We start from the raw sequence: 12,552 nt of genomic DNA on the forward strand, positions 1-12,552 counted from the left end.
CCGCCCTTTTTAATATAGATTAAGGATCAACCCGATGGTTGTCAAACACAAATTGTCGAAAGCCGCTGGAGATTTCGAAGGAAAGCAGGCCAAGAGTCATGTCGATTCATTGATAACATTTTGATATAATAGGAGATTGTCATTTGAGAAGACCACCAGCACAACTTTTTTAATTCCCGGTTTTGTTTTCAGCGATTTACATATGGTCGTTATCGCTATCCGGCAGGCCTCTTCCACCGGATAGCCGTACACACCGCAGCTGATGGCGGGAAAAGCCACTGAGGATAACTGATGTTCCGCCGCCAGTTTCAGGCTGTTTTCGTAGCAGGAGGCCAGCAATCGGGGAACTTCCGGGTTATTCCGGTTGTACACCGGCCCCACCGTATGAATGATATACCGGGCGGGAAGATTGTATCCGCCGGTGATGCGGGCTTCTCCTGTGGGGCAACCGCCCAGAGCGCGGCACTCCTCCAGGAGGCCCGGTCCCGCCGCCCGGTGAATGGCCCCGTCCACCCCGCCGCCGCCCAGCAGGCTCTTGTTGGCCGCGTTGACAATGGCATCCACGGCCAGGGTGGTGATGTCCCCCTGCCAGATCTCCACTTTGCTCAACAGGTTGTCTGTCATTTGCGTCCTCCCGTTTTTCCCGGCGCCAATACCGCGCCCGTGACGACTGCTTGGCTCTTTTTAATAACCATTATCATTTTTCCCTGGAAAGTTCAAAACGAACCTATCTGCTCTTCGGGCGCACTTTCCCGGTTGACTTGGCCCCGTAATTCAGGTAACAGGCAGTAAAACTTTGCCTTTCCTAACCACACAGACAATAGAAGGAGATGACGCATGGAACAGACCTTGTCGATTATCAAACCGGACGCGGTTCAGCGCGGCCTCATCGGTGAAGTGGTCAAGCGGCTGGAACAGGCGGGATTCACCATTGCCGCCATGAAAATGGTTTCCATGACCAAGGCCCAGGCCGAGGGGTTTTACGCCGTTCACCGGGGCCGGCCGTTTTTTGAGAGCCTGACCGATTTCATGTGTTCCGGACCGGCCGTGGTCATGGTACTCAAGGGTGAGAATATCATCAAACGTTATCGCGACCTGATGGGCGCCACCAACTGCAAGGATGCCGCCGAAGGCACCATCCGCCGGGATCTGGCCACGGACATCGAGAAAAACGTGGTCCATGGCTCGGACGCGCCGGAAACCGCGGCCTTTGAAATCGGCTATTTTTTCAACGCCTTTGAAATCGTCCGGTAGGCATGACCGCGGCAGCCGTCCTGGAAAACACCGCCATTGTCCTGGTGCGGCCCCGTATTCCGGAAAATATCGGGGCCTGCTGCCGGGCCATGATGAACATGGGCCTCCGGCGGCTGGTGGTAGTGGCACCGGAGAACCTCGAGTTCGACCGGATTTACAAAACCGCCACCCACGTGGCCGTGGCCGTGGCGGACGCCATACAGGTCTGTGACAGCCTGGAAACGGCCTTGTCTTCCTTTACCTATATCGCCGGGACGACCGCCCGAAGGGGGAAGCAGCGCCAGCTGGTTTTGCCCCCGGAGCAGCTGGCCCGCAAAATGGTTGCTCTTTCCGCGGACAATTCCATGGCCATTCTGTTCGGTCCCGAGGACCGGGGGCTGGAAAACGACGAACTGCGCTTTTGTCACAACCTGATCACCATACCGACGGCGGATTTTTCGTCGCTGAATCTGGCTCAGGCGGTCATGATCGTCTGCTATGAAATCTTCCGGGCGGCCGGCGAGAAGGAGCCTGAATTCCAACCCCGTCTGGCCAATCACCACGAGCTGGAGGGCATGTACGATCACTTAAAGGACGCCCTGATCAAGATCGATTTTGTCAACCGCAGCAACCCGGATTACTGGATGAACAATTTCCGCCGGTTTTTTGCACGGGTCGGCCTGACGGCCAAGGAAGTCCGGCTGATCCGCGGCATCTGCCGACAGATCAACTGGTATGGAGAGAAACGGTACGCCGACGGAAAAAAAGAAGGCCGCCCCTGACAGCGGCGGCCCTCTTTATGGCAATCCCTGCTTAATGTGTTTTTGCCCGGAACTCTTCCAGCGCCTTCTGAATTTCGCCCAACAGGTCACCGGGAAATACCGTACCGGTCAGTTTCTGCGCCACGGCCTTATTTACTTTCTGAAGGACCGCCTGATCTTCAGCGGACAGGGTAACGGACTTCATGCCGCACTTGGTTTCAAAGGCTTTCAGACTTTTTTCCTCGTACATTCTGATCTGCCGTCTCCATTCCGGCTCAACGATGTTCCATTCGGCGGCCAGAACCTCAATGATGTTATGGGAAAAGACGGCGGAAACGCCCAGTTGTTTCTGAATTTTATGTTTTTTATCGACGCTGACAATAACGGCCGCCGGTGAATAGAGCAGATGTGGCTTGATATAATAGTTCGAGTACTGGTAGGCCTGCATGCCCAGCATCCAGGCGGCCGGGGCTATATTGGTTTCGGCCGCGCCGGTGTTAAGCGCTGCTACGATATCCGGCACGGCCACGGGTTTGGGGGTAATCCCCAGTTCCTTGAAAAAGGTGGTTTCGATGGAACCGAACCAGGTCAGGACCTTTTGCTTTTTAATATCCTCCAGGCCGGCCGTTTTGGTGGTGGAGAACATGTAAAAGAATCCGGTGTCGATCAGCGCCCACAGGACGTATCCTTTTTTTTCAAACCCGTCGTCCAGCCGTTTTCTGAATTTTTCAAAGATGTAATCCACCTCTTCAAAGCTGGTGAACAGGCCTGGCACCAGCAGGACGGCCGCTTCCGGGCAGGTCTCCAGCACGCCCAGGGCGGTGCAGCCGCAGCAGTCCAGCTGGCCGGAGCCCATTTTTTTCAAAATTTCCGGGTCCTCGCCCATGACGCCGCCGCCGTATATTTTGGTTATAAATTTTCCGTCGCTCAGCCGTTCGAACTCGGGAAAGGCGATGGTCTCGGGAACGCTCAGCCAGGGGGTGCCCGGAGGCGCCAGGGTGCCGACCCTGAATATTACGGGATCTTCTTTCTTGACCGGTGACGCCATGGCCCGCCACATGATTTCCCGGCCTCTTTTCCAATCCATATGGGGCGCGAAAATGGCGTTGAATCGTTCCGGCAGGGCTTTGAGCGCGTATCGCGATGTCTTCTGCCGGTCCAGCAGGGACAGAAACGCCGCTTCCATCATGCTTTCCAGTTCGGCCTTGTTGACGTTGCCGCTCGTCAGCGCGGTCTGCAGCGACTGCTGCCGTTGCTTAACTTCCGGGCTGAATTCCTGTCCGGTCCATATGGCCTCCAGGCTTGCCTGGAGGTTGTTCTGGAAATCCGTGCGGGCGGCGTCAGCTGCCGCGGCCGCGCCAGCGAACAGCAAGGTCGCCGCCAGGAACAGGCATAACCACCGCACCGGCGGCCGGATATTGACTGAACGCGCGATAGAAATAGCCATGACCATAACTCCTTTTGTGAAATGCGGTTGTTGTCGGAAACCTCCGAATTTTTCCAGGCGAAATCGAACGCGGTTGCAGCCGGCGGACAGGCGCCGCAATCAGATTTTATTAGAATACCGTGGAATTGAATACAAAACAATAATTTTCCACCTGCCTGGTTTACTGCTTCTGGGCCCGATACGCCTCCAGCGCTTTCTGAATATCATTCATCAGTTTTGCCGAAAAGACCTTCCCGGCCAGTTTCTGCTGAAGCGACGTGCCTGCCTTTTCAATGACCTGCTGATCTTGCGGAGAGAGGACCACGGGCTGAATGCCGCATTTGGTTTCAAAGGCCATCAGGCTTTTTTCTTCGTAGCTTCTGATCTGCGCTTTCCACTCCGGTTCCAGGCCGTTGAATTCAGAAACCATTACCTCCTGAATGTTCCAGGCGAAAACGTCTGAAATGCCGATTTGCTTTTGCAGCCGGTCTCTCATGCGGGTGGAAACGATAACGGCCGCAGGTGAATAGAGCAGCGGCGGTTTGAGATAATAGCGGCAATACTGATGGGCCTGCATCCCCAGGACCCATGCCGCGGGCGACAGGTTGGTGGTGACGACGTTCGTGCTGAGGGCAGTCACCAGTTCCGGCGTTGTCACAGGGATCGGGACAATTCCCAGTTCCTGATAAAGGGCCGTTTCCACGGTACCGAACCAGGTGGCAACTTTCTGACTTTTCATATCAGTCAGGCCGGTCACGGCGTTTTTAGAAAACAGGTAAAAAAAACCGGTGTCGATCAGGGCCGCCAGAATGTAACCTTTTTCCTCAAAAACCCGGTCCAGGTCCGGACGGAATTTTTCGCAGATGTAATCCACCTCTTCATAGTTTTTAAATAGTCCGGGTATCAGCAGCGCGGATGCGTCGGGAGAGGCCGTTAATACACCCAGGGCGGTGCAGCCGCAGCCGTCAACCTGGTCGTCCTTCATTTTTTTGAGGATTTCAGGGTCTTCCCCCATAACCCCGCCGCCGTAAATCTTGATCAAAATTTTTCCGCCGCTTAATGTTTCGATTTCCGGGATGGTGCTGGTTTCCGGCACGGTCAGCCAGGGCGTTCCGGGAGGAGCCAGCGTGCCAATCCGTATCTGGAAAGGCTCCTTCCCCTGAATGGGGGACGTCAGGGCGCGCCACAGGATCTGCTTAAACTCTTTTTTGTTTATATGCGGGGAAAAAAGAGCGTTAAAACGTTCGGGCAGGTCTTTCTGGATATATCGAGAGGTTTTGTGCCGATCCATAATGGTCGTCAGCGCTGTTTTTGCCATGCTTTCCAGGTCGACCTTGGCCACGGCGCCGTTGTTGAGCATGGACTGCTGGCGCCGTTTGAGTTCAGGCCCTACTTCACGACCGGTCCACAGGGTCTCCAGGCTTTCCTGCAGAATTTTTTGAAAACCATCACGGGCGGGTGCGTCGCCAGCGGCCTCCGGCCGCGACGTGATGCCCAGTATCAGCAGGCAGAAGAATACTGGCAGCGGGCGGCGGATAAGTCCCCAACGAACACCGGGAATATGCATGATTCACCCCTTCTTTTTGTTCCTATAACCGATTCACCCCCGTCTGTCCCGCTGTCACACGAAACAGGCACCGGTACGGATGTGCTTCTGATGGAAGAGGCGGCCGGAAGGCCGCCTCCAAATGTTTTCGGCAAACGATCAGCTTCCGGCCCGGTGCTATTTTTTGCTCGCCCGGTAAGCGTCCAGCTCCTTCTGGATGTCGGCCATCAGTTCCGCGGAGAACGTCTTGCCGGACTGGGAAGCCAGAACCGCCTGGCTGGCCTTTTCAATCATCTTCATGTCTTCGGGAGAGAAGGTCATGGCCTTCATGCCGCACTTGCTTTCAAAGGCTTTCAGGCTTTTTTCCTCGTAGGCCCTGATCTGCTTTTTCCATTCCGGCTCCAGGACGTTGAATTCAGCCACCAGCATTTCCTGGATGTTCTGGGCGTAGGTCTCCGATACGCCAATCTGCTTCTGCAGCCGCTCTTTGGTCTTTGAACTGACGATAACGGCTGCGGGGCAATAGAGGAAAGGCGGTTTGAGATAGTAGTTGGAGTATTGATAGGCCTGCATGCCCAGCATCCAGGCGGCGGGCGCCATGTTGGTATCGGCCAGGCCGGTGCTCAGGGCCGAAACCACTTCCGGAACCGCCACTGGGGTGGCGTTGATGCCCAGTTCCTTGTACAGGGTGGTTTCCATGGCGCCGAACCAGGTCAGGACTTTCTGCTTGCGCAGGTCCTCCAGGCCGGTAATCTTGTTGGCCGAGAATATATAAAAATAGCCGGTGTCGATCAGGGCCGCCAGGATATATCCCTTTTTCTCAAACCCCTCATCCAGTCTTCTCCGGAACTTTTCGCAGATGTAATCGATCTCGGCATAATTTTTAAACAGGCCCGGCAGGAGCAGAGCCGAGGTGTCCGGCGAGGCCGCCAGCACACCGATGGCGGTGCAGCCGCAGCTGTCGAGCTGGCCGATGTCGATCTTTCTGAGGATGTCCGTATCTTCCCCCATGACGCCGCCGCCGTAAATTTTGATCTGGAGCTTTCCTTCGCTCAGCCTTTCGATCTCGGGGAGGGTAACGGTTTCAGGGATGCTCAGCCAGGGGGTGCCCGGAGGCGCCAGGGTGCCGAGCTTGATCACCATGGGGTCCTCCTTCTTAGCCGGGGACGCCATCACCTTCCAGGCAATGTCTTTAAATTTTTTCCAGTCCATCTGCGGGGCCAGCAGGGCGTTGATCTGTTCCGGAAGCCCTATCTGGATATATCGGGATGTCTGCTGGCGATCCAGTACGGAAGGCATCATTTTCTGCAGCATGGCTTCCAGGTCGGCCGCCTGCACGGCGCCTGTTCTCAACGTGTCTTTGATGGTTTCCTGTTTCTGCTTCAACTCCGGGGTCAGATCCTGCCCGGTCCACAGGGCCTCCAGAACGGCCTGAAGCATGCCCTGGAATTCGGCAGTTCCGGCATCCGCCGCCGCAACGGCGGCCGGGCGCCACGTCAGAATCATCATGATCATGATGCCGCACAGTACCCGCAGCCGGGGTTTCATGGAACGCAGATGGATAGTAACCATAACGACTCCTCCTTTATCTTTTCTGGGGCTTGATGGTTAATGCTTTGCTCTGTATTCCTCCAGCGCTTTCTTAATGTCGACGATCAGATCCGCGGAAAAAGCCTTGCCGGCCATCTGTCGCTGCACGGATTCGCCCGCCTTTTCGATGGCCTGCTGGTCTTCAAATGAAAACGTCATGACCTTGATGCCGCATTTGCTTTCGAAGGCCTCCAGGCTTTTGCCCTCGTAAGCCCTGATCTGCCGTCTCCATTCCGGCTCGATGGAATTAAATTCAAAAACCAGCAATTCCTGGACATTGTGGGCGTAAGTCTCGGACACGTTGATCTGCTTCCGCAACCGTTCCTTGGTTTTGGTGCTGACAATGACGGCCGCGGGTGAATAGAGCAGGGCCGGTTTGAGAAAATATTTGGAATACTGATAAGCCTGCATGCCCAGCATCCATCCCGCCGGCGACAGATTGGTGTCGGCCAGTCCGGTACTCAGGGTGGATACGATTTCCGGGACGGCCACGGGCGTGGGATTGATGCTCAGTTCCTTGTAAAGGGCTGTTTCCATGGCACCGAACCAGGTCAGGACCTTCTGCTTGCGCAAATCCGCCAGGCCGGTGATCTTGTTTTTGGAAAACATATAGAAGAAGCCGGTGTCGATCAGGGCCGCCAGAATATACCCTTTTTTTTCAAACCCCTCGTCCAGCCGTTTTCTGAATTTTTCGCAGATGTAATCGACTTCTTCGTAATTTTTGAACAGGCCCGGCACCAGAAAGGCCGAGGTGTCCGGAGAGGCCGCCAGAACGCCGAGGGAGGTGCAGCCGCAGCTGTCGAGCTGCCCCATATCCATCTTTCTGAGAATGTCGGTGTCTTCCCCCATGACGCCGCCTCCGTAAATTTTCATCAGAACCCTGCCCTCGCTCAGCCTTTCGATTTCCGGAAAGGCAATGGTCTCGGGAACGGTCAGCCAGGGTGTGCCCGGCGGAGCCAGGGTGCCGACCTTAAACAATACAGGATCTTCTTTTTTGACCGGTGACGTCATGGCCCGCCAGATGATTTGCTTGATTTCATCCCAGGTCATTTGAGGCGCAAAGAGGGCGCTGGCGCGGGTGGGGAAATCCTTGAGAATGTATCGTGAAGTTTTATGCCGGTCCAGAATGGAAGAAATAGTTTCTTCCGTCATGGTTTCCATCTCGGATTTTGGCACGGCGCCCGATGCCAGCATGGCTTTAAGGGTTTCCTGCCGCTGCTTTAATTCCGGAGAAAATTCCTGACCGGTCCACAGCGCCGTCAAGCTTTCGACCAGGATGGTTTGAAATCCCTGCCGCCCGGCATCCGCTGCCGCGGATACCGTCGGCCCAACCATGATGCTGATCAGCAGCGCGATAAAAACGGATAAAAAGACCCGCGGCAGATTGATTCCGGAACGCGCGTTCGAAATAACCATTTTCCCGTCTCCTTAATCTAATGCTGCGCCCGGTAAGCCTCAAGCGATTTCTGGATGTCTCCCATCAGGTCTTCCGGGAAAACCTTACCGGCCAGTTTCTGCTGGACGGCTTTACCCGCTTTTTCGATGGCCTGCTGATCTTCGGGTGAAAAGGTGACGGCCTTCATGCCGCATTTGCCTTCAAAAGCTTTCAGGCTTTTTTCCTCGTAATCCCTGATCTGCCGGTTCCATTCCGGCTCCAGAGCGATGAATTCAGACACAAGGATTTCCTGAACATTGAAGGCGTAAATCTCGGACACGCCGATCTGTTTTCGTACCCGGTCGACCAAATCTTTAGAGATGAAGACGGCTGACGGTGAATAGAGCAGGGGCGGCTGAAGATAAAAACTGATGTATTGATAGGCCTGCATGCCCAGCATCCAGGCCGCCGGCGCCATGGTGGTTTCAGCCTGGCCGGTACTCAGGGCGGAAACGATGTCCGGCACGGATACCGGCATGGCGGTGATTCCCATTTCCTGGAAAAAGGTGTTTTCCATGGCGCCGAACCAGGTCAGGGCCTTCTGTTTTCTCAAATCCGCCAGGCCGGCCACCTTGTTTTTCGAGAACAGATAGAAATAACCGGTATCAATGATGGCGACCAGGACGTATCCTTTGTCCTCAAAGGCCTTGTCCAGCCGCTTTCTGAACTTTTCACAGATAAAATCCACTTCTTTATAATTCTTAAACAATCCCGGCAGGAGCAGCGACGACATGTCCGGTGACGCTTCCAGCACGCCCAGGGCGGTGCAGCCGCAGCCGTCCAGCTGGCCGGCGCCCATTTTTCTCAGCACCTGGGTGTCTTCCCCCATGACGCCGCCGCCGTAAATCTTGATCAGAACCTTTCCGTCACTCAACTTTTCGATTTCGGGAATGGCGATGGTTTCAGGTACGTTGATCCAGGGAGTGCCCGGCGGGCCCAAGGTGCCGATCCGGATTTGTATGGGATTGTCTTTTCTGGCCGGGGACGACATGGCCTGCCACAAGATGGGTTTCACCTCTTCCCAGGTCATGTGGGGAGACAGGAGGGCGTTCACTCGCGCGGGAAAGTCCTTGAGAATATAACGGGAGGTTTTATGCTGATTCGGTATGGAAAGAAAGGACGCTTCCAGCAGGCTTTCCAGTTCGGCTTTCGACACGGCGCCGGAAGTCAGCATGGTTTTGACGGTTTCCTGCCGCTGTTTCAGCTCCGGGGAAAATTCCTGGCCGGTCCACAGGGCCGTCAGGCTTTCGATCAATACGCCCTGAAATTCCGGGGAAACAGGTTCCGCCGCGGCATTCAATGGACTTCCCGCCGAAAGGGCCAGGATGGCAGTGGCAAACAGCAGCCACGGACGAATGTTTCTGAAAAACACTTGCCGGCTGAACATTTTTTGCCTCCTTACCATTACAGGTTCAACGCATGCCTCCTACAGCAGGGATGACGGGTCAATGATCGCTGGTTTATCCGTGAATTCAAGCAGATAAAGCGATAAGGCCGGGATGTAGGTGATCAGCAGAACGCCGATGAGCAGCAGAGCAATAAAAGGAAGAATCGAGCGCACGATCGTGGGTAAAGATTTGTTGAACTTGAGCGAGGAGATGAACAGGCTCATGCCCACGGGCGGGGTAAGGAAGCCCAGTTCCAGGTTGGCCAGAAAAATAATGCCCAGGTGAACCGGATCGACGCCGTATTTCAGGGCGATGGGGACCACGATCGGCACGACAATGGCGCAGGCGGAAAAGATGTCCATGAGCGCGCCGACCATGAGCAGGAAGCCGTTCAGCAGGAGGAGAAAGGTGTACTTGCTGGTGATGTACTGACCGAGGAATTCAAACAGTTTTTCCGGAACGGACAGGGTCACGAACACGTCCGTCAGGCCCAGGGCCATGCCCACGATCATCAGGATGGCGCCGTTCATGATCATGCTGCGGCGGATGATTGAGATCAGCTTGCGGAAGTTCAAATCCCGGATGACAAACCACTCCACCACCAGCACATAGATTGCGGCCACGGCCGCGGCTTCGGGCGCAGAAAACAGGCCGGTCAGGATGCCGCCGACCACCAGCACGGGCAGGGGCAGTTCCCACTTGATCTCCCAGGTCGCGGCAGCCACTTCCGCAAAAGAGAATTTTTTCAGCGGGCTGTATTTGATGCCGAAGAAGAAGGCATAGGCGTAGAGCAGGGCGATCAGCAGGATTGCCGGAAGCAGCCCGGCTATGAACATGTCCTCCACGTTCAGGCTGACGCCTTTCTGCTGGCCGGCGATGACGCCATATAGGATCAAGGGCAGGCAGGGCATGAGCAGGGTGCCCAGGCTGCCGCCGGTGGTGATCAGGCCGAGGGTGAAATTTTCCGGGTAGCCGTCTTTCTGGAAGACGGGATAGAGCAGGGTGCCGATGCCGACGATGGTGATGGCGCTGGCGCCGGTAAAGGCGGTGAAGATGGAACAGGCGATCAGGGCGACAAAGCACAGTCCTCCGGGCAGCCAGCCCACCAGGGCGTTGGTCAGGCGCAGCATTTTTTCCGGCAGCCGGGTGTCGGCCAGCAGGTATCCGGAAAAGATAAAGAGCGGGATGGCGACAAAGATCGGCATGGTGGTCAGCCGGTAGAAGTCCGTGAACAGGGTGGCGGGGGCGATGTCGATCACGAAATAAAAGTTGGCAAAGGCCATGCCGCCGATGATAATAAACAGGGGTTCACCGGATATCGCCAGCAGGAGAAGTCCTAACGCAATGAATGTCACGCCCGAATTCCTTTCAACCGTATGAGGCTGTTAATCTGTGTTCCTTGCCTTGCGGATATCGTTTATCTCGGTCAGGAAACAAACGAAAAACTTGAAAGCCATGGACAGAAAACATACCGGAAACATCAGGGTGATGACCCATTCCGGGGTGTGAATGGCCGATTCGATTTTTCCCACCTCTCTGGTCACCAGCACGTAATCCCAGGAGAATTTCATGAACAGCAGGCAGGCCAGAGCGGCCACGAGCATTAAAAACATGCTCAAGTATCTGTTGTAGGGAGGCTTGAGTATTCCCTGGAGAAGGTCGATATTGATGTGGCTTCTTTCGAAACTGGAGGTGGCGATGCTGGCGCCGAGCAGGGCCAGCGCCAGCAGGGCCATACTGTTGTATACCGCCATCCAGATGATCGAATAGTCAAAGAAATTTCGCAATACGACCTGAATGAAGGCAAAAATGGAGAGTGACAGCAGCAGGAGAACAATGGCCGTCAACTCGACATTGTAGATGATGCGTTCGATTTTATACAGGATTTTCATCTTATTGCTCCAGGAGACCCCTCTGTTTTAGAATAAATCTGGCCTTGGCCTTGGCGATCTGGTTCAACAGCTCGATTTCTGGCATCTCGCCATCCGGGGTATCGATGATTTTTCGCAGGGTCATCTCGGCGTCTTTGTCGTCGGTCAGATAGAATTTGGCGTAAAACACCTTCGGAAGAAGGAACTTGCCCTTGTTCATCTTGTCGATGGTGTCGAACGCTTCCTTGGCCTTTTTCTTGTCTCCGCCGAAGGTGGCCGGCAGCATGCTGTTGACCGTTCCGACAAACATGTGCGCGAATCCATGGAAATAATTGCTGTCCAGCTCCGCCACATGGTTGGCCATGGTGTTGACCGGGGCCAGGTCAATGGCGATCATGGGGTCGCCGGCGTTCAGCAGTACGTTGGCGCCCATGCAGGAGGCCGTCCACAGCAGGGACGGAGCGAATTTTTTGCTCTTGATCTGCTTGGTGGCTTCGCCCACGCTTTTCCCTTTTTCTATCGCTTTACGGAATCCCCGGTGTTGCTTGAGCAGCCGCATGCCGCATTCGGTTCCGCGGGTATACAGGGCGGTGGCTTTTTCCGGGTGTTCGTCTTCGACCAGCATGCCCAGGCCGGTGTAGGCTTTAACGGCCATGGTCAACAGGAGCGGGTCATTGGGAGCCGTCCCCAGCAGGCCTTCCAGAAGCAGGATTTGTCCGGGCAGCCCTTTCTCCACTAAATCCAGGTTTTTCTGCTGGAAAAGAGCGACCTCGATGTTCTCGATGGCCGGATGCGCGACCTTGATTCCCGAGCGAAGCATGGGAGTGCATCCGCATACGATTACCAGAAGAGCGGCAACGGCGGACATACACACCATTTTCTTTTTTAGTGAAGTCATGCTGATCTCCCTTCCTGATTTATGTTTTGTTTAATGGCCGTTAGCGGGCCGGTTTTCCCCGGGTCGCCGTCAGGCGTTTCGGGCGCCTTTGCGGCTGCCAAAAAAACAGCGCCACTATATATGAAGAAAGGCGGGGCAGTCAATCCATTTCGGAATTCATGATGAAAAACCATATCGCGAGCCATTATAAGTGTTTTGCCTGGAACTGTTACGTTGAACTTTTTACTTTTACGGTAAAACAGGGTAAATAATGATGGATCGTCTCTGTTTGTCAACACTTTTTCCTTTATGTTCCGCAGGCGGTCTTCCGGCGTTGGCCGACGGTGGTTGAGAAACCTTTGAAAACCATGGCGGTTACTGCTATATTGCCAATCGTTATTCTCCATTCTTCAAAAATCAGAGAG

General features: G+C 54.9%; 12 protein-coding genes. 2 read left to right on the top strand and 10 right to left on the bottom strand.

Going from position 1 to position 12,552, the window contains the following annotated elements:
• Positions 1-96 precede the first annotated feature (96 nt).
• Positions 97-624, bottom strand: coding sequence for an O-acetyl-ADP-ribose deacetylase (locus tag AB1724_00870; GenBank protein MEW6076341.1), 528 nt, complete (start codon positions 622-624; stop codon positions 97-99).
• A 213-nt stretch (positions 625-837) separates the two neighbouring features.
• Here AB1724_00870 and ndk point away from each other — a divergent pair, with 213 nt between their 5' ends.
• Positions 838-1,254: a nucleoside-diphosphate kinase gene (gene ndk / locus AB1724_00875; protein ID MEW6076342.1), complete on the top strand. Its 417-nt coding sequence runs from the start codon at positions 838-840 to the stop codon at positions 1,252-1,254.
• A gap of 2 nt (positions 1,255-1,256) precedes the next feature.
• On the top strand, positions 1,257-2,015 hold the full coding sequence (locus AB1724_00880) for an RNA methyltransferase (GenBank protein ID MEW6076343.1): 759 nt from the start codon (positions 1,257-1,259) through the stop codon (positions 2,013-2,015).
• A 31-nt stretch (positions 2,016-2,046) separates the two neighbouring features.
• On the opposite strand, the gene dctP (AB1724_00885) is transcribed toward AB1724_00880, so the two are convergent.
• The 9 genes from dctP (AB1724_00885) to AB1724_00925 all read right to left on the bottom strand — a co-directional run bounded on the left by dctP (AB1724_00885) (position 2,047) and on the right by AB1724_00925 (position 12,534).
• Entirely contained in the window at positions 2,047-3,441 is a 1,395-nt protein-coding gene (gene dctP, locus AB1724_00885; GenBank protein MEW6076344.1) for a TRAP transporter substrate-binding protein DctP, read from the bottom strand.
• Between the two features lie 160 nt (positions 3,442-3,601).
• The gene (dctP, locus tag AB1724_00890; GenBank protein MEW6076345.1) at positions 3,602-4,987 is read right to left on the bottom strand and encodes a TRAP transporter substrate-binding protein DctP; all 1,386 of its coding nucleotides are present in this window, start codon (positions 4,985-4,987) and stop codon (positions 3,602-3,604) included.
• Positions 4,988-5,143: 156 nt separating this feature from the next.
• Positions 5,144-6,538, bottom strand: a complete 1,395-nt coding sequence (gene dctP / locus AB1724_00895; protein ID MEW6076346.1) for a TRAP transporter substrate-binding protein DctP — start codon at positions 6,536-6,538, stop codon at positions 5,144-5,146.
• A 36-nt stretch (positions 6,539-6,574) separates the two neighbouring features.
• Positions 6,575-7,972, bottom strand: a complete 1,398-nt coding sequence (gene dctP / locus AB1724_00900) for a TRAP transporter substrate-binding protein DctP (protein ID MEW6076347.1) — start codon at positions 7,970-7,972, stop codon at positions 6,575-6,577.
• A 17-nt stretch (positions 7,973-7,989) separates the two neighbouring features.
• Positions 7,990-9,378 (bottom strand): TRAP transporter substrate-binding protein DctP, encoded by a 1,389-nt coding sequence (gene dctP, locus AB1724_00905; GenBank protein MEW6076348.1) that lies wholly within the window; start codon positions 9,376-9,378, stop codon positions 7,990-7,992.
• A gap of 39 nt (positions 9,379-9,417) precedes the next feature.
• The gene (locus tag AB1724_00910) at positions 9,418-10,734 is read right to left on the bottom strand and encodes a TRAP transporter large permease subunit (GenBank protein MEW6076349.1); all 1,317 of its coding nucleotides are present in this window, start codon (positions 10,732-10,734) and stop codon (positions 9,418-9,420) included.
• A 30-nt stretch (positions 10,735-10,764) separates the two neighbouring features.
• A complete protein-coding gene (locus AB1724_00915) occupies positions 10,765-11,271 on the bottom strand; it encodes a TRAP transporter small permease subunit (GenBank protein MEW6076350.1) in 507 nt (168 codons plus the stop codon).
• Between the two features lies 1 nt (position 11,272).
• On the bottom strand, positions 11,273-12,148 hold the full coding sequence (locus tag AB1724_00920; GenBank protein MEW6076351.1) for a TRAP transporter TatT component family protein: 876 nt from the start codon (positions 12,146-12,148) through the stop codon (positions 11,273-11,275).
• Positions 12,145-12,534 (bottom strand): hypothetical protein, encoded by a 390-nt coding sequence (locus tag AB1724_00925; GenBank protein MEW6076352.1) that lies wholly within the window; start codon positions 12,532-12,534, stop codon positions 12,145-12,147. Before AB1724_00925 ends, AB1724_00920 begins: the two co-directional genes overlap by 4 nt.
• Positions 12,535-12,552 lie beyond the last annotated feature (18 nt).

Source organism: Thermodesulfobacteriota bacterium (genome assembly GCA_040753795.1).
Lineage (GTDB): Bacteria > Desulfobacterota > Desulfobacteria > Desulfobacterales > Desulfosudaceae > JBFMDX01.